This window comes from Burkholderia pseudomultivorans (assembly GCF_001718415.1).
GTDB lineage: Bacteria > Pseudomonadota > Gammaproteobacteria > Burkholderiales > Burkholderiaceae > Burkholderia > Burkholderia pseudomultivorans_A.
Map to the genome: position 1 here is coordinate 1,944,335 of NZ_CP013377.1, position 17,292 is coordinate 1,961,626.

Here is a 17,292-nt window from a genome sequence, read left to right on the forward strand (position 1 = left end):
TTCATTTCATTTCACATTCCCCGATGACCGGCGGTAACGCTTGACCCGGTTCCGCCAGCAAATAGCATTTGGAACAGGACGTTCCGTTAATTGAACAATCCCGGAGACAACCCATGAGCGAACAATCCACTTCCCAGCGCGTTTCGGCCAGCGGCCTGCAGGACATGACGCCGTCCGAAGCCTTCGTCGAGACCCTCGCGGCCAACGGCGTGACCGACATGTTCGGCATCATGGGCTCCGCGTTCATGGACGCGATGGACATCTTCGCGCCGGCCGGCATCCGGCTGATCCCGGTCGTGCACGAACAGGGCGCGGGCCACATGGCCGACGGCTATGCGCGCGTGTCGGGCCGTCACGGCGTCGTGATCGGCCAGAACGGTCCCGGCATCAGCAACTGCGTGACCGCGATCGCGGCCGCGTACTGGGCGCACAGCCCGGTCGTGATCGTCACGCCGGAAGCCGGCACGATGGGCATCGGCCTCGGCGGCTTCCAGGAAGCGAACCAGTTGCCGATGTTCCAGGAATTCACGAAGTACCAGGGCCACGTCACGCACCCGGCGCGGATGGCCGAATTCACCGCGCGCTGCTTCGACCGCGCGCAGGCCGAGATGGGGCCGACGCAGCTCAACATTCCGCGCGACTACTTCTACGGCAAGGTCAAGGTCGAGATTCCGCAGCCGCGCAAGCTCGATCGCGGCCCCGGCGGCGAGCAGAGCCTGAACGACGCGGCCGAGCTGATCGCGCAGGCGAAGTTCCCGGTGATCATCTCGGGCGGCGGCGTCGTGATGGCCGATGCGATCGAGGAATGCAAGGCGCTCGCCGAACGGCTCGGCGCACCGGTCGTCAACAGCTACCTGCACAACGACTCGTTCCCGGCGAATCATCCGCTGTGGTGCGGCCCGCTCGGCTATCAGGGCTCGAAGGCCGCGATGAAGCTGCTGTCGCGCGCGGACGTCGTGATCGCGCTCGGCTCGCGCCTCGGGCCGTTCGGCACGCTGCCGCAGCACGGCATGGACTACTGGCCGAAGGACGCGAAGATCATCCAGATCGACGCCGATCACAAAATGCTCGGCCTCGTGAAGAAGATCTCGGTCGGCATCTGCGGCGATGCGAAGGCCGCCGCGGTCGCGCTCACGCAGCGCCTCGCGGGACGCACGCTCGCATGCGACGCGACGCGCGGCGAACGCGCGGACCAGATCGCGACCGAAAAGGCCGCGTGGGAGAAGGAACTCGACGAATGGACGCACGAGCGCGACCCGTTCAGCCTCGACATGATCGAGGAGCAGAAGCACGAGAAGACCTTCAACGGCGGCCAGTACCTGCATCCGCGCCAGGTGCTGCGCGAGCTCGAGAAGGCGATGCCCGAGGACGTGATGGTGTCGACCGACATCGGCAACATCAACTCGGTCGCGAACAGCTACCTGCGCTTCAACAAGCCGCGCAGCTTCTTCGCGGCGATGAGCTGGGGCAACTGCGGCTATGCGTTCCCGACGATCATCGGTGCGAAGGTCGCCGCGCCGCACCGTCCGGCCGTGTCGTACGCGGGCGACGGCGCGTGGGGGATGAGCCTGATGGAGACGATGACCTGCGTGCGCCACAACATCCCGGTCACGGCCGTCGTGTTCCACAACCGCCAGTGGGGCGCCGAGAAGAAGAACCAGGTCGACTTCTACAACCGCCGCTTCGTCGCGGGCGAGCTCGACAACCAGAGCTTCGCGGCGATCGCGCGCGCGATGGGCGCGGAGGGGATCACGGTCGACCGCCTCGAAGACGTGGGCCCGGCGCTCAAGCGCGCGATCGACATGCAGATGAACGAAGGCAAGACGACGATCATCGAGATCATGTGCACGCGCGAACTCGGCGATCCGTTCCGTCGCGATGCGCTGTCGAAGCCGGTGCGCATGCTCGACAAGTACAAGGACTACGTGTGACGACGCGTCGCTGACGCACCCAGCGGCCGGCCGTGCGCGACGCGCGCGGCCGGTTCCCCGGCCGGATGCCAAGCCCCGCGCGGGCCGCCGCTTCCGGCCGTTTTTCCTTCCCGAGCCGCCCATGAAAGCCCTCGACCGCATTCTCGACTCCGCGCGCCGCCAGCCGATGCGCATCGCGCTCTGCGAGGCCGACGATCCGCGCGTGCTGCACGCCGCCGCGCGCGCGACACGCGACGGCATCGCGCATATCGTGCTCGTCGGCGCGCGCGCCGCGATTCACGCGGCCGCCGCGCGCGACGGCATCGACCTCGACGGCATCGCGCTCGTCGATCCGGCCAGCGCCGCCTCGCGCGACGCGTATGCGGACGCGCTGCATGCGCTGCGCAAGAGCAAGGGCATGACGGCCGACGCCGCGCGCGATGCCGTCCTCGACCCGCTCTGCCACGCGAACCTGATGGTGCGGCTCGGCGACGCGGACGGCTCGGTCGCGGGCGCGGTGCACGCGACGGCCGACGTCGTGCGGGCGGCGATCCAGCTGATCGGCGTCGATCCGTCGTTCCGGATCGTGTCGAGCTTCTTCCTGATGATGCTGTGCGAGCCGTTCCACACGATCAAGGGCGGGCTGATCTTCTCCGACTGCGCGCTGGTCGTCGATCCGGATGCCGAGCAGCTCGCCGAGATCGCGATGGCCGCCGCCGACAGCGCCCAGGCGCTGCTCGGCGAGGCGCCGCGCGTCGCGATGCTGTCGTTCTCGACGAGCGGCAGCGCGCATCACGCGGCGGTCGACAAGGTGACGGCCGCGACCGCGCGCGTGCGCGAGCGGCGCCCCGCGCTCGCGATCGACGGCGACGTGCAGCTCGACGCGGCGATCGTCGCCGAGATCGCCGAGCGCAAGATCGCGCATTCGCAGGTCGGCGGCCACGCGAACGTGCTGGTGTTCCCGAGCCTCGAAGCCGGCAACATCGGCTACAAGCTCGCCGAGCGCATCGGCCGCGCGAAGGCCGTCGGCCCGCTGCTGCAAGGGCTGCGCCGGCCGGCGAACGACCTGTCGCGCGGCTGCAGCGCGGACGACGTGTATCACGTGATCGCCGCGACGACCGTACAGGCCCAGGCGGCCGCGCAACGCGCAGCGAGCGCCGAGGCCGCGCACGCATGAGCGCCGACAAACTGGCCGTGCTGATCGCGGTGATCGGCGCCGGCAGCTATTTCCAGACGATTACCGGCTTCGGGCTCGGCATGATCGTGATGGGCGCGACGAGCGGCTTCGGACTCGCGCCGCTCGCGACCGTCGCGACGCTGATGAGCATCGTGTCGCTCGCGAACGGCGCGACCGCGCTGCCCGGCCGGCTGCATCACATCGACTGGCGCGCGGTCGGCGCGGCGACGCTCGGCATCCTGCCGTCGGTCGTCGCGGGCGTGCTGCTGCTCGAATGCCTGAGCCGCTCGGCGGCCGACCTGCTGCAGCTGATCCTCGGCGCGGTCGTGCTGTACGGCGGGCTCAGCGCGGCGCTGCGGCCGACGCCGCTCGACACGCGCTCGGGCAATCGCAGCTTCTTCGTGAGCGGCGTGTTCGGCGGGCTGCTGAGCGGGATGTTCGGCGTATCGGGGCCGCCGCTGATCTTCCAGTTCTACCGGCAGCCGCTGACGCTCGTGCAGATCCGCTGCGCGCTGATCGTGCTGTTTACGACGACCTCGGCGACGCGCGTGCTGTTCAGCGCATGCGAAGGCCAGCTCGACCGCGACATCTGGCTGCTCGCGGCGATGGCCACGCCGGTCGTGATGCTGATGACGGTCGCCGCGCGCCACTATCCGCCGCCGCTGTCGCCGGTCGCAACGCGGCGGCTCGCGTTCGGCGTGCTGATGGCGATCGGCGGCGGACTGATCGCGACGTCGCTGCCGCCGCTGCTGCATCGGGTCTGAGCACCGCGCTTCCGGCGCAGGGCGCGCCGCCGCACCTCATCGCCGTGCACCTCATCGCCGTGCACCTCATCGCCGCGCGCCGATCCAGCCCGCGATTTCGACCAGCCGCTTCATGTCAGGAGGCGACGCGAGATCGATCGCGAGCCGGTGCCGGTAATACGGACCGAGATCGAGCCCGACGCCGAGCCCGAGGATCTCGACGCGGCCGGCCGCTTCCTGGCGCGCGACCACCTGCTTCAGATGGTTGTCGAGATAGAACGGATCGTTGGCGAGCGCCGTCGCGCCGTCCATCGGGCTGCCGTCCGAGATCACGACGAGAATCCGCCGCGCCTCCGGCCGCGCGGCGAGCCGCGCGCACGCCCACTCGACCGCTTCGCCGTCGATGCCTTCGCGAAACAGGTCGGCCTTGAACAGCGCGGCAATGCCGGTGCGCGCATGCCGCCAGCGCGTGTCCGCGTCCTTGAACACCAGGTGGCAGGCCTCGTTCAGCCGGCCCGGATGACGCGGCTTGCCGCGCGCGAGCCAGTCCTGCCGCGCACGGCCGCCGTTCCAGGCGAGCGTCGTGAAGCCGAGCACCTCGGTCGCCACGCCGGCGGCGTCGCCCGCACGGGCGAGCGTATCGACGCTCAGCGCGACCGCATCGATCCATGCCTTCATCGACCCCGAGCAGTCGATCAGGAACGCGAGCGCGCAATCGGCGCGCGGCCGCACGCGTTCGAGCCGGAACAGCCGGCGCTCCGCCGGCGAGCTGACGAGCTGCGCGAGCCGCCGGCCGTCGAGCCGGCCGTGCTCCTCGCCGAACGACCAACCGTCGGGCTGCGGCACGACGAGCGCCGCACGCAGCACGCGCGCGAGCCGCGTCACGTTGATGCGCTGTGCGGCGACCTGCGCATCGAGCCGCTCGCGGTACTCGCGCAGCAGCGCCGCGCGGATCCGCGCGGCCGGCCGCAGTTCTCGGTCATAGCGCGTGGTATATGCGCGATAGACGCCGTCGCCGCCATGCAGCACGACGCTGTCGCCCGTCTCCACCAGCGCCGGCAACTCGACACCTGCCTCGTCGAAATCGACCCACAGCGAGAAATTCGTCAGCGCGTCGTCCGGTTCGCGCGCGTCGTTCGCGTCGCTATCGACGACGGCCGCGCGCGCGTCGCGAATCATCGCCGCGATGCGTCGCGCGAGCGTCAGCGCATGGGCGGCAAACGCGCGCTGGTCATACCGGCAGTGCTTCAGCCCCGCAAGTTGCGCACCGATCTCCGGCACGATCGCCGCGCGCGTCGCTTCGATCAGGTCTTCGGTTTCGTCGAGCACCGGCCAGCCCGACAGGCGCGACCATGCGATCTGCGCGACCGTATAAACGAGAATCCCGACATGCGTATCGGCCTGCCCCGACCGATGGAATGCGCGCGACCACGCTTCGAAGCGATGCCGCAGGTTCTGCGTGAGTCCGCGCATCGCGGGCGGCGCCAGCGATTCGCAGCGCAGTTGCTCGAGCATCTCGAACAGCACGCGTTCGACCGGATCGTCGCCGAGCAGCGCGCGATGCAGGTCGGCGTCGGAATGCAGGATGCGCAGCGCGGCGCCATCCGCCGCGCCGCGCCAGGACGCGAGATCGTCGTCGGCCTGCGCGCGCAGATGCGGCGCATGGATCGGCAGCGGGCGCAGGTCGCGGCATACGCGGCCCGCACGATAATGCAGCGCCGCATCGCGCGTCAGCGCGCGCACGGTCGAGGCGCCCAGCGCTTCGCGCAGCGACGCACGGCGCGCCGCGTCGCGATCGGCGCTCACCGCCCCGCCCCCGGCTCGCCGCCGCCCGCATGCGACGCGACCGCCAGTTCCTCGCCGAAACAGCGCTGGTAATACTCGGCGACGACCGGCCGCTCGGCGTCGTCGCACTTGTTCAGGAACGTGAGCCGGAACGCGAGCGCCGGATCGCGGAAGATCCCGCAGTTCTCGGCCCAGTCGATCACCGTGCGCGGCGACATCAGCGTCGACAGGTCGCCGGTCGCGAAGCCGTTGCGCGTCAGCTCGGCGACGCTCACCATCGATTCGAGCAGCGTGCGGCCGGCTGCGTCGTCCAGCTCGGGCACGCGCGCGCGCACGATGCCGATCTCCTCGTCGCGCGGCAGGTAGTCGAGCGTCGCGACCACGTTCCAGCGATCCATCTGCGCGTGGTTGAGCATCTGCGTGCCGTGATAGAGGCCGTTCAGGTTGCCGAGCCCGACCGTGTTCGCGGTCGCGAACAGCCGGAACGACGGATGCGGATGAATCACGCGGTTCTGGTCGAGCAGCGTGAACTTGCCGTCGCGCTCCAGGATCCGCTGGATCACGAACATCACGTCGGGCCGCCCGGCATCGTATTCGTCGAAGATCAGCGCGACCGGCCGCTGCAGCGCCCACGGCACGATCCCCTCCTGGAACTCGGTCACCTGCACGTCGTCGCGCACGACGATCGCGTCCTTGCCGACCAGATCGAGCCGGCTGATGTGGCCGTCGAGGTTCACGCGCACGCACGGCCAGTTCAGGCGCGCCGCGACCTGCTCGATATGCGTCGACTTGCCGGTGCCGTGCATGCCCTGCACCAGCACGCGCCGGTTGCGTGCGAAGCCCGCGAGAATCGCGAGCGTCACGTCCGGGTTGAAGCGGTATGCGTCGTCGACGTCGGGCACGTGATCGTCGCGCGCGCTGAACGCGGGCACCATCAGGTCCGAATCGACGCCGAACCGCTCGCGGACCGACACCATGCAGTCCGGCTTGCTCGCCACCCCATCCATCGCGTTGCGCTCCTGTCGTTGCATATCGTTTGCGGGCATCTACGCGTGCCGCGTCGAGCCCGTTTGCGGAACGATTCGTTCCGCCGTGAAAAATCCGGACCGGCTCGTTCCGGCCGCCCCTTGACGCGGCGGGCCGCCGAAGCCGTTCGGTACAATGGCCGCAGTCCAGTTTCCGGAACGGCCCTGCCCATGCTTCCCGCGGATACGCCCACGCTGCGCGCCTTCGCGCTGCTCGAACACCTCGTCCAGGCCGGCGATGCCGTGTCGCTCGCCGATCTCGCGCGCGACGTCGACATTCCGAAGGCGTCGCTGCACCGGATGCTCGCGTCGCTCGAGGCCGGCGGCCTCGTGATCCGCGAGCCGGGCCGCAAGAACGCGTACGCGGTCGGCCCGCGGCTCGCGCGGCTCGGCACCAACGTGATGCTGCACGCGGGCGCGCGGCGGCTGCGTCATGCGATCCTCGAACGGCTCGTCGCCGATCTCGGCGAAACCTGCAACCTGACGATGCTGCACGACACCGAGGTCGTCTATCTCGACCGCGTCGAAGCCGACTGGCCGCTGCGGCTCGACCTGAAGCCCGGCTCGCGCGTGCCCGCGCACTGCAGCGCCAGCGGCAAGCTGCTGCTCGCGCTGCTGCCGCGCGACGAACGCGCCGTGCTGGTGCGTACGATGACGCTGACGCGCCATACGCCGAACACGATCTCGGACCCGGAACTGCTCGAAGCCGAACTGGACCGCACCGCGCACAAGCGGCTCGCGATCGACAACGAGGAATTCGTCGCCGGCGTCGTCTGCATCGCCGCGCCGATCGTCGATGCGGACGGCGCGTGCGTTGCCGCGGTCGCCGTGCATGCGCCCGTGTCGCGCGCGCCGCTGTCGCGGCTGCTCGACAGCGTGCCGCGCCTGCAGGAAGCCGCCCGGGCGCTCGCGGCGACCTTCTAGAATCGGCCCCGATCCGCCACGCCCGCGCGAGTTCGCCGGTATTTGCGGCAGCGCATGCATCGTCATGACGCGCGCTGGTAGTAGATGTTCTGCGGATGCCGCGCGTCCGCGAAGAAGAACCAGCGCTCCGCGACCAGCCCCGCATACTGGATCAAGAACGCCGCGCCGAGCGCGAATGCCGCGGCCGCCGAGGTCGGCGCGAGCGCCAGCGCACCCGTCAGCACGAACGGCACCGCGAACGCGCCGAGCAGGAAGCCGGCCTTCACCGCGCGCAAGGTGCCGTTGCCTTTGCCATGAAAGAACTCGCGCGTATTGAACGCGCTCGCCGTGAAGCCGCGCGACTTCTGCTCGAGCTTCGCATTGCGGATGCCCGTCGCGCTCTGCACGGTCGACTTCGGCCGCAGCCGCGCATTGCGCGCGAGCGACGCGAGCCGCGTCGTACATCCGGCGAGCGTCAGCACGCACGCGGCCGGCGCCAGCGACGCGACGAGCGAGGGCGCGAGCCACGCCGCGCAGGCCGTCGCGAGCGTGCAGCCCGACGCGCAGCCGAGCAGCACGAAGTTCACCAGCGTCAGCGGGCTCGCCCATTCCTGCAGGAAGCGCAGGCACGCGTAGATCATCGCGGTGCAGACGAACAGCGCGACGCTCGCGAGCGCATCGGCCGCGCCGATCAGCAGCGTGCCGGGCCAGCCGAGCGCATGCGCGACGCCGTACGCGAACGTGCCGGCGAGGAACACCGGCAGCGCGATGCACTCGCGCGACAGCCACGACGTGCGCCACATCGCGATCGCGCGCCACGCGCGTTCCGGATGGCCGAGATGGAAGAACGACGCCAGCAGGCCGAGCGCGCCGAGCCCGACCGACAGCGCGGCGCCCGTCACGTAGAACGATTCCGCGACGACGACGCCGGTTGCGCGCGTCAGCGCTTCGACGATCACGAGCGTCAGCAGCAGGCCCTGCGCGGCGCCGCACAGCGTGGTGAGAAAGACGACCGAAAAGGCGGGACGCATGAGAACTCCGTTTCTGCGTGGATCAATGAAGGGCGGCGCAACGCGGCTCAGCGCTGCGTCGCGAGCGACACCAGGTCGAGATCGCCGCGCGCCGCGCGCGCCTCGAACGAATCGTCCGCGGCGCGGCCGTCCGATGCGCTGCCGCAGCCGCCGCTGCCGCATCCGCACGACGCCTCGGTCTTCACGCGCGGCAGATAGTGGTTCGACGGGCGCGTGCCCCACTCCGGCATCAGCGCGTAGCCGCCGCGCTCGCGAATCGCGCGCGACACGTCCGACTCCGGATCGTGTACGTCGCCGAACAGCCGCGCGGAGGTCGGGCACGCGAGCACGCAGGCCGGCTTGCGGTCGCGCTCGGGCAGCGCCTGGTTGTCGATGCGGTCCGCGCACAGCGTGCACTTGGTCATCTCCTTGCGGCCTTCGTCGAGTTCGCGCGCGCCGTACGGGCAGGCCCACGCGCAGTACTTGCAGCCGATGCACTTGTCGTAGTCGACCAGCACGATGCCGTCCGACTTGCGCTTGTAGCTCGCGCCGGTCGGACAGACCGGCACGCAAGGCGGATCCTCGCAATGCAGGCACGACTTCGGGAAGTGGATCGTGTCCGTCATCGGGAACACGCCGGCCTCGTAGGTCTGCACGCGATTGAAGAAGGTGCCGGACGGATCGTCGTCGTAAGGCCGCAGGTCGGCGAGGCTGCCGGCCTCGCCGGACGTGTTCCACTCCTTGCAGCTCGTTACGCAGGCATGGCAGCCGACGCACACGTTCAGATCGATGACGAGGGCCATCTGGGTCATGGTTGCGCTCCTTCGTTTAACGGTCGTCCGACTGCGGGCCCGACGCGGCGCCGCGACGCAGCCGCGCGGCGAACGCGCCGGTGCCCGCGAAATACGCCTGCACGCGCTGCAGCACGCGCGTCGAGCCGGGCAGCGCCGGCATCGGCGCGAACTGCGGCAGCGTCGTCGCGGCGTCGGCCTCGGCCGGGTAGATCCGCACCCGCACGTCGTACCAGCCGGCCTGCCCCGTCACCGGATCGGAGTTCGACAGCCGCGCGCCCGCGCGTGTCGGGTCGGGCAATTCGTCGGTGATCACGTGATTGAGCAGGAAGCCGCGCTGCGACTCGCCCGCCTGCGGGCCGAGGTTCCACGCACCGGCCGCCTTGCCGATCGCGTTCCACGTCCACACGGTGCCGGGCTCGACGGCCTCGCTGTAGCGCGCACGGCAGCGCACCTTGCCCCACGGCGATTCGACGTAGATCCAGGCGCCGTCGTCGATCCGCTGCGCGGCCGCCGTCGCCGGATTCACGAACAGATGGTTCTCGCCGTGGATCTGCCGCAGCCACGCGTTCTGCGAATCCCACGAGTGGTACATCGCCATCGGTCGCTGCGTGATCGCCGCGAGCGGATAGCGGTCCGCGTCGGTCAGCCCGCTTTCGAGCGACGGATACCAGAACGGCAGCGGATCGAAATGACGCGCGATGCGCTCGCGCAGATGCTCGGGCGGCTGGCGGCCCGACGTGCGGCCCTGCGCGGCGAGCCGGAATTTCTGCATCACGTCCGAATAGAGCTGGATCACGATCGGCACGCCGAACTTGCGCATGCCGTTGTCGACCGCCCATTGCATGTAGGGCCCGTTGCAGTTGCGCATGTATTGCAGCGACTCCGGCAGCCGGTGGTGATACACGCAGTTGTTCTCGGCATAGCGCTGCCACTGGTCGGGGTTCGGCTCGCCGACCACGGCCTTGTCGCCGTGCTTGCCGCGCCAGCCGATCAGGAAGCCGGTGCCCGAATCGGGCGCGGTCTGGAAGTTGACGACGAAGTCCGGATAGTCGCGATACTTGCGCTGCCCGTCCGGGGTCGTGAACGCGGGAAACTTCAGCCGGCTCGCGAGTTCGATCAGCACTTCCTGGAACGGCTTGCACTCGCCGGCCGGCGGCACGACGGGCACGCGCACCGAGTCGACCGGCCCGTCGAATTCGGAGATCGGCCGGTCGAGCACCGACATCACGTCGTGCCGTTCGAGGTAGGTCGTGTCGGGCAGGATCAGGTCCGCGAACGCGGTCATCTCCGATGCGAACGCATCGCATACGACGAGGAACGGAATCCGGTACTCGCCGTCGTCGCGCTTGTCGACCAGCATCCTGCGCACTTCCGTCGTGTTCATCGACGAATTCCACGCCATGTTGGCCATGAAGATCAGCAGCGTGTCGATCGGATACGGATCGCCGCGCCACGCATTGGTGATCACCGAATGCATGAGCCCGTGCACCGCGAGCGGGTATTCCCACGAGAACGCCTTGTCGAGCCGCGCGGGCGAACCGTCCGGATGGACGAACAGATCCTCGGGGCCGGCCGGCCAGCCGAGCGGGCCGGTCGCGAGCGGCGTGTTCGGCCGCACCTGGTCCGGATCGTTCGGCGGTTTCGCCGACGGCGGCACCGCGCGCGGATACGGCGCCTTGTGCCGGAACCCGCCGGGCCGGTCGATCGTGCCGAGCAGCGACATCAGCACGGCCAGCGCGCGGATCGTCTGGAACCCGTTCGAATGCGCGGCCAGCCCGCGCATCGCATGAAACGCGATCGGCACGCCCTTCACCGACGCGTGCTCCTTGCCCCACGAATCGGTCCAGCGCACCGGCAGTTCGATCGCCTGCTCGCGCGCGACCGTCTCCATCTCGCGCGCAAGACGGCGGATCGTGTCGGCCGCGATGCCGGTGATGCCGGCGGCCCACTCGGGTGTGCAATCGGCCACCTGCTCGCGCAGCAGCGCAAAGGACGGCGCAACCGGCGTGCCGTCGTCGAGCGTGTAGCGACCGTCGAGCGCGGGCTCCGCGCCGTCGGTGTGGTGCAGCACCGCGCGGTTCGTCGCGACATCCCACCACATGCGGTTCTGCGGATACAGCGCGTTGATCTCCGGCGCGCCGGCATCGCGCACGAACAGCCCGAACGTGTCGGCGTCTTCGCGCAGGTCAACCAGCTCGGCGGCGTTCGTGAAGCGCGCGACGAACTCGCGGTCGAATGCGTCGCGCGCGATCAGCTCGTGCATCAGCGCCATGAACAGCGCGCAGTCGGTGCCGGGGCGAATCGGGATCCATTCGTCGGCGATCGCCGCATAGCCGGTGCGCACCGGGTTGATCGCGATGAAGCGGCCGCCCGCGCGCTTGAACTTGCCGAGCGCGATCTTCAGCGGATTCGAATGGTGATCCTCGGCCGTGCCGATCATGAAGAACAGCTTCGCGTTGTCGAGGTCGGGGCCGCCGAACTCCCAGAACGAGCCGCCGATCGTGTAGATCATCCCGGCCGCCATGTTCGCCGAGCAGAAGCCGCCGTGCGCCGCATAGTTCGGCGTGCCGAACTGCTTCGCGAACAGGCCGGTGAGCGCCTGCATCTGGTCGCGGCCCGTAAACAGCGCGAAGCGCTTCGGATCGGTCGCGCGCAGGTGCGCGAGGCGCTTTTCGAGCACCTCGAACGCACGGTCCCACGACACGGGCTCGAACTGCGCGTCGCCGCGCTCCGCGCCCGGCTTGCGCATCAGCGGCTGCGTGAGCCGCGCAGGCGAATACTGCTTCATGATCCCCGACGAACCTTTCGCGCAGATCACGCCCTGGTTCAGCGGATGCTCGGGATTGCCGTCGATGTAGCGGACTTCGCCGTCGCGCAGGTGCACGCGGATGCCGCAGCGGCATGCGCACATGTAGCACGTCGTGGTCTTGATCTCGGCCCGCTCGTCGCGGGCGCGCGCACGCTGCTCCATCGTCTGTCCTCGTTCGCGGATGACGGCGGGCCCGGCCGGGCCCGCCCGTGAATCGGTCTGTGTATCGTAGGCGCGCCGGCGGCATGCACAAAGTCGCATCCTCTGATCGAACCTATCGGTCGGACTGATAGTTGGGCGTTCGATCCGCGCGTGCGCCGCATGCGCGCAGGCCCGGCGCGCTCGCCGGGCCTGCGGCGCATCCTGCGTGACGCGTGTTACCGCGGCGGATACGCGAGCAGGTCGCTTTCGTCGAGATGTTCGCGACGACCGCGGCGGGTCAGTCCGTAGGCGACGAGCAGCACGGCGAGGCTCGCGACGCCGAGCCACAGCGGCTTGCGCTGGTCGGGAATGAACGCCATCGCGACGAGGATGCTGATCATGCCGCCGATCGCGACCCAGGTCAGGTACGGATAAGCCCACATCCTGACGCGCAGCTTCGCGGTCGCGGCCGCATCGAGACGCCGGCGCAGGCGCAGCTGCGAGAACGCGATCAGCACGTACACGAAGATCGCGACGGTGCCGTACGAATTGACGAGGAACGCGAACACCGTATCGGGCGACACGTAGGACATCACGACCGACACGTAGCCGAACACGGTGCCGAGCAGGATCGCGCGCACCGGCACGCCGCGCTTGTTGACCTTCGCGAGCGCGGCCGGCGCGTCGCCGTGGCGCGTCAGCGCGAACAGCATCCGCGACGCCGCGTACAGCCCCGAGTTCAGCGCGGACAGCACCGCGGTCAGCACGATCGCGTTCATCACGTTGGCCGCGGCGGGCAGGCCCATCACCTCGAGCGCGCTGACGTACGGCGTGGACATCTGCGGCGAATTCCACGGCACCAGCGCGACGACGAGCGCGACCGAGCCGACGTAGAACACCAGCACGCGCGTGATCACCGAGTTGGTTGCCTTCGCAACGGCCTTCGCCGGCTCGCGCGCCTCGGCCGCCGCGATCGTGACGATCTCGGCGCCGAAGTAGAAGCCGGTCGCCGCAACCGCCCCGCTCATCACCGGTCCGATCCCGAGCGGCATGAAGCCGCCGTGGCCGAGCAGCGTCGGCAGCACCGCCGTGGTATGCATCGACGACGGCCACAGGCCGAGCACGTAGAGGCCGCCGAGGAACAGGAACACGATGATCGCGGCAACCTTGATCGACGAGAACCAGAACTCGAACTCGCCGTAGCTGCCGACCGAGATCAGGTTCGTCAGCGTCAGCACGACCAGCAGCGCGAGGCTGATGATCCATGCTGGCACGTCGGGCAGCCAGAACTGGATCAGCTTCGCGCCCGCGACCGCTTCGAGCGCGACCACGATCACCCAGAAATACCAGTACATCCAGCCGGTCAGGAAGCCTGCCATCTTGCCCGGTCCGCGCCAGTTGCCGAACGCGAGCCGCGCATATTCGTAGAACGAACCGACGGCCGGCATCGCGCAGGCCATCTCGCCGAGCATCCGCATCACGAGCACGACCAGCCCGCCCGTGATCAGGAACGACAGGATCGCGGCCGGCCCGGTCTGCTGAATCACCACGCCGCTGCCGACGAACAGTCCGGCACCGATCACGCCGCCGAGCGCGATCATCGTCATGTGGCGCTGCTTGAGCCCACATTTCAGGTCACTCTGGGTCTTCGAGGGTTGCATGTCTTCTCCATATCCTGGTTGTCCGGACGGCGTGCGCGCACCCGGATGGATGACGCGAACGCCGTCGGCGACGGCGCGTGCGGGGGCACCTGCCGCCCCGTCCGCACGGATCAGCTATTGCTTTTTGTTGTATTCGGTCATGCGTCCGGCGCATCGCGCCGGACGGCGCGGGCCGCGCTCAGGGCTTTTCGTCGCGCCTGAAGTACGACACGTAGAGCATGCGCTGCCCGAGGCGCCGGAACGGCGCGAACGGATGGCCGGGCAGCGGCGACGTAAAGATCGGCAGCGTCTGGTGCGCGCCCTTGCCGGCGATCCGCTCGGCGAGCCGGCGGCCGGCCTGCTGCGAGTACGACACGCCGTTGCCGCCGTAGCCGAGCGCGTAGAACACCGACTGTCGCGGATCGGGCTGCGCGACGCGCGGCATCATGTCGTGGCTGACATCGACCCAGCCCCACCACGAATAGTCGATCTGCACGCCGCGCAGCGCGGGAAACTTGCGGGCCATCCCCTCCTTCAGCAGCTCGAGATGGCGCGGGTTCGGCGCGTCGTCGCCGGTGATCGCGCTGCGGCTGCCGATCTGCAGACGGCGGTCGGGCAGGAACCGGTAGTAGAAGCGCAGCGTGCGCGTGTCGGTCAGCACCTGCGTCGTGCGGAAGTTGCACGCGGCGATCTCGGCGTCCGTCAGCGGCCGCGTGACCATCGAGTTCGACAGGATCGGCATCACCTTGCTGCGCAGCGACGGATGCAGCGTCTGCGCGGTGTACGCGCCGGTCGCGATGCCGACCGCGCGGGCCCGCACGATGCCGCCGGGCGTGCGCAGATGGTGCACGCCGTCGATCGTCTCGAAGCCGAGCACGGGGCTGCTCGTATGCACCTTCGCGCCGGCCGCGCGCGCGAGGCGCAGGTAGCCGAACGCGAGCTTCAGCGCATGGATGCCGATGCCTTCCGGCTCGTGCAGCGCGCCGGCCGCCTCGTGATCGTCGATGAATTCGCGACGGAACGTCTCCGCGCTCAGCAGTTCGGACGGGTAGCCGAATACATCCTTCCACACTTTCGCCTCGGCCGCGAGCTTCGCCATGATGCGCGGACGATGCGCGATCAGGAAGTGGCCGCCCGGCTGCGGGTCGCAGTCGATTTCCGCGACCAGCGACTTGAAGTGCTCGAAGCCTTCGAGGATCTCGTCGTGCATCTTCAGCGCGACGTCCTTGCCCCAGCGCTCGATCCACTGCGAGCGCGACAGCCGGCCCGACGCGTTCTGGCCCTGCCCGCCGTTGCGGCTGCTGCAGCCCCAGCTGGTGCGGTTCGCTTCAAGCACGACGGCCTTGATCCCGTGGTCGCGGGCGAGGCACAGCGCGGTCGCGAGACCCGTGTAACCGGCGCCGATGATCGCGACGTCGACGTCCATGTCGCCGGTGACGGGGCCGTCGTCGGGCGGCGGGCTGCCGGCCGTCGCGACCCAGTAGGTCGGCGCGTACTGCTTGCCGCAGCCGGGGCCGGGCGACACGAGCGGATCGTAGGTCGGGTCGTAGCGCGTATCGTTCTGGCGGCCCGTCGCGAAGCCGCTCGCGGCGCGTTCGATGGTGCTGGTGGACATGGTCAGTCCTCCGACACGGAAGCGCGCGTCGCGCCGCACGGCGTGCAAGCGGCGATTCGACTGACGGTTGCGGGGCGCGCGTTCGCCGGACGGACGAACGCTGCCGACTGCCTGTTGGTCATGCCTGTCTCCTGATCGTTCTGTTCGGGTCGATCCAGCGCAGATGCTTCGATCTGTCGAGTCAAGTGTAGGCAGGCCGTTTTTCGGCAGGTAGGGCCAGTCGGGCGGATTCGCTTGGACCAGCGCGCGCGCCGCGGGTGCAGGTGCAGCGAAGGCGGCGCCGACGCTTCGGGACACCGGCGCGGAGGCCGCCGGCGACGTCGCGCCCCGCCTGCACGCCGACACACGGTACGCGCCACGCCCTTGACGCCGTCACGTCGCGCGCACCGCCACGCCGTCGACCCCGCCGCGCTTCTCGATCGCCCGCGCGGACACGATCGACAGGAGTGCAGACAACATCACGTAAACCCCGACCAGCCAGGGCGCGCCGCCGTTCGCGCGCAGCAGCGCGGTCGCGACGATCGGCGTGAGGCCGCTCGCGAAGATGCCCGACACCTGGTAGACGAACGAGATGCCCGTATAGCGGACGTTTGCGTCGAACAGCTCCGCGAACAGCGCGGCCTCGGGGCCGTACGCCATCGCGTAGAAGATGCCGAACGGAATCACGAGCGCGAGCCACACCGCGAGCAGGTTCGACGACTGCGTCTGCAGCAGCCAGAACGCGGGCAGCACCGACAGCCCGCACAGCGTCGCGCCCCACCGATACACGCGCGCACGGCCGAGCCGGTCGGACAGGCTGCCGAACACGGGGATGAACGCGCACATCACGACCGCCGCGCTCATCACGCCGAGCAGCGCGTCGCCGCGCGAGATCGACAGGTTGCGCGTCATGTAGCCGATCGAGAACACCGCGAACACGTTGAAGAACACGCCGTCGATATAGCGCGCGCCCATGCCGAGCAGGATCGCGCGCCGGTAGTTGCCGAGCAGCTCGACGACCGGCAGCTTCGTGTCGCGCCGCTGGCGCTTGAGCGCGACGAACTCGGGCGTGTCGGCCACGCGCGTGCGGATATAGAAGCCGATCGCGACCAGCAGCAGCGACGCCGCGAACGCGACGCGCCAGCCCCATGCGAGGAATGCGGCGTCCGGCAGGCCGCGCGACAGCGCCGCCACCACGCCGGCTGCCAGGCACAGCCCGATCGCGAGGCCGATCTGCGGCAGGCTCGCATACAGCCCGCGCCGGTGCGGCGGCGCGTATTCGTATGCCATCAGCACCGCGCCGCCCCACTCGCCGCCGAGGCCGATGCCCTGCAGCACGCGCAGCGTCAGCAGCAGCACGGGCGCCCACAGGCCGATCTGCGCGTAGGTCGGCAGGAACGCGACGCCGGCCGTCGACACGCCCATGATCAGCATCGTCAGGATCAGCGCGGACTTGCGCCCGACGCGGTCGCCGAGATGCCCGAACAGCAGGCCGCCGAGCGGGCGCGTGACGAAGCCGACCGCGAAGGTTGCATACGCGAGCATCGTCGACACGAACGGATCGCCGGCCGGGAAGTACTGCTTGTCGAACACGATGCCGGCCACCACGCCGTACAGGAAAAAGTCGTACCACTCGACCGTCGCACCGATCACGCTGGCCGCGGCCACGCGACGGACGACTCGGGAATCGATTGCCATGCGAACTCCTCCACCGATGGATGCGCCGCAACCTGCCCCGACGCCGTGCCGGCGGGGGCATCC

Annotated in this window: 12 protein-coding genes; 4 read left to right on the forward strand and 8 right to left on the reverse strand. The window is 69.4% G+C overall.

Translation table 11 applies throughout. The features are described 5' to 3' along the window. Positions 1-113: 113 nt before the first annotated feature. The 3 genes from xsc (at position 114) to WS57_RS08255 (ending at position 3,851) form a co-directional block, all read left to right on the forward strand. Entirely contained in the window at positions 114-1,931 is a 1,818-nt protein-coding gene (xsc, locus tag WS57_RS08245; protein ID WP_059515087.1) for a sulfoacetaldehyde acetyltransferase, read from the forward strand. A 121-nt stretch (positions 1,932-2,052) separates the two neighbouring features. After that, positions 2,053-3,087 carry a phosphate acetyltransferase gene (pta, locus tag WS57_RS08250; RefSeq protein ID WP_069244028.1) on the forward strand — a complete coding sequence of 345 codons (1,035 nt, stop codon included), beginning with the start codon at positions 2,053-2,055 and terminating at the stop codon, positions 3,085-3,087. Beyond that, a complete protein-coding gene (locus WS57_RS08255) occupies positions 3,084-3,851 on the forward strand; it encodes a sulfite exporter TauE/SafE family protein (protein WP_009694261.1) in 768 nt (255 codons plus the stop codon). The genes pta and WS57_RS08255 overlap by 4 nt, the downstream gene beginning before the upstream one ends. Positions 3,852-3,917: 66 nt before the next feature. Here WS57_RS08255 and WS57_RS08260 read toward each other — a convergent pair whose 3' ends face one another. Continuing rightward, positions 3,918-5,636: a cobaltochelatase CobT-related protein gene (locus WS57_RS08260; protein WP_069244029.1), complete on the reverse strand. Its 1,719-nt coding sequence runs from the start codon at positions 5,634-5,636 to the stop codon at positions 3,918-3,920. Then, a complete protein-coding gene (locus WS57_RS08265; protein WP_059515081.1) occupies positions 5,633-6,622 on the reverse strand; it encodes an AAA family ATPase in 990 nt (329 codons plus the stop codon). Before WS57_RS08265 ends, WS57_RS08260 begins: the two co-directional genes overlap by 4 nt. 189 nt (positions 6,623-6,811) lie before the next feature. On the opposite strand from WS57_RS08265, the gene WS57_RS08270 reads away from it, so the two are divergent. Further along, on the forward strand, positions 6,812-7,564 hold the full coding sequence (locus tag WS57_RS08270; protein ID WP_059606222.1) for an IclR family transcriptional regulator: 753 nt from the start codon (positions 6,812-6,814) through the stop codon (positions 7,562-7,564). A 62-nt stretch (positions 7,565-7,626) separates the two neighbouring features. Here the strand turns inward: WS57_RS08270 and WS57_RS08275 are convergent, their stop codons facing one another. The 6 genes from WS57_RS08275 to WS57_RS08300 form a co-directional block, all read right to left on the reverse strand. Then, entirely contained in the window at positions 7,627-8,574 is a 948-nt protein-coding gene (locus WS57_RS08275) for a dimethyl sulfoxide reductase anchor subunit family protein (protein WP_059606223.1), read from the reverse strand. Positions 8,575-8,621: 47 nt separating this feature from the next. After that, positions 8,622-9,365 carry a 4Fe-4S dicluster domain-containing protein gene (locus WS57_RS08280; RefSeq protein ID WP_009690316.1) on the reverse strand — a complete coding sequence of 248 codons (744 nt, stop codon included), beginning with the start codon at positions 9,363-9,365 and terminating at the stop codon, positions 8,622-8,624. A gap of 16 nt (positions 9,366-9,381) precedes the next feature. Further along, positions 9,382-12,318 (reverse strand): molybdopterin oxidoreductase family protein, encoded by a 2,937-nt coding sequence (locus tag WS57_RS08285; RefSeq protein ID WP_069244030.1) that lies wholly within the window; start codon positions 12,316-12,318, stop codon positions 9,382-9,384. A 215-nt stretch (positions 12,319-12,533) separates the two neighbouring features. After that, positions 12,534-13,958 (reverse strand): amino acid permease, encoded by a 1,425-nt coding sequence (locus WS57_RS08290; protein ID WP_059515075.1) that lies wholly within the window; start codon positions 13,956-13,958, stop codon positions 12,534-12,536. Positions 13,959-14,136: 178 nt separating this feature from the next. After that, entirely contained in the window at positions 14,137-15,552 is a 1,416-nt protein-coding gene (locus WS57_RS08295; protein WP_040129689.1) for an NAD(P)/FAD-dependent oxidoreductase, read from the reverse strand. Positions 15,553-15,924: 372 nt separating this feature from the next. Beyond that, complete coding sequence (locus WS57_RS08300; RefSeq protein WP_059477911.1) at positions 15,925-17,229, reverse strand: MFS transporter; 1,305 nt, start codon at positions 17,227-17,229, stop codon at positions 15,925-15,927. Between the last annotated feature and the right edge of the window lie 63 nt (positions 17,230-17,292).

Coding starts and splice junctions, on each gene's coding strand:
- xsc (WP_059515087.1), top strand. CDS start 114: ATGAGCGAACAATCCACTTCCCAGCGCGTTTCGGCCAGCGGCCTGCAG.
- pta (WP_069244028.1), top strand. CDS start 2,053: ATGAAAGCCCTCGACCGCATTCTCGACTCCGCGCGCCGCCAGCCGATG.
- WS57_RS08255 (WP_009694261.1), top strand. CDS start 3,084: ATGAGCGCCGACAAACTGGCCGTGCTGATCGCGGTGATCGGCGCCGGC.
- WS57_RS08265 (WP_059515081.1), bottom strand. CDS start 6,622: ATGGATGGGGTGGCGAGCAAGCCGGACTGCATGGTGTCGGTCCGCGAG.
- WS57_RS08270 (WP_059606222.1), top strand. CDS start 6,812: ATGCTTCCCGCGGATACGCCCACGCTGCGCGCCTTCGCGCTGCTCGAA.
- WS57_RS08275 (WP_059606223.1), bottom strand. CDS start 8,574: ATGCGTCCCGCCTTTTCGGTCGTCTTTCTCACCACGCTGTGCGGCGCC.
- WS57_RS08280 (WP_009690316.1), bottom strand. CDS start 9,365: ATGACCCAGATGGCCCTCGTCATCGATCTGAACGTGTGCGTCGGCTGC.
- WS57_RS08285 (WP_069244030.1), bottom strand. CDS start 12,318: ATGGAGCAGCGTGCGCGCGCCCGCGACGAGCGGGCCGAGATCAAGACC.
- WS57_RS08290 (WP_059515075.1), bottom strand. CDS start 13,958: ATGCAACCCTCGAAGACCCAGAGTGACCTGAAATGTGGGCTCAAGCAG.
- WS57_RS08295 (WP_040129689.1), bottom strand. CDS start 15,552: ATGTCCACCAGCACCATCGAACGCGCCGCGAGCGGCTTCGCGACGGGC.
- WS57_RS08300 (WP_059477911.1), bottom strand. CDS start 17,229: ATGGCAATCGATTCCCGAGTCGTCCGTCGCGTGGCCGCGGCCAGCGTG.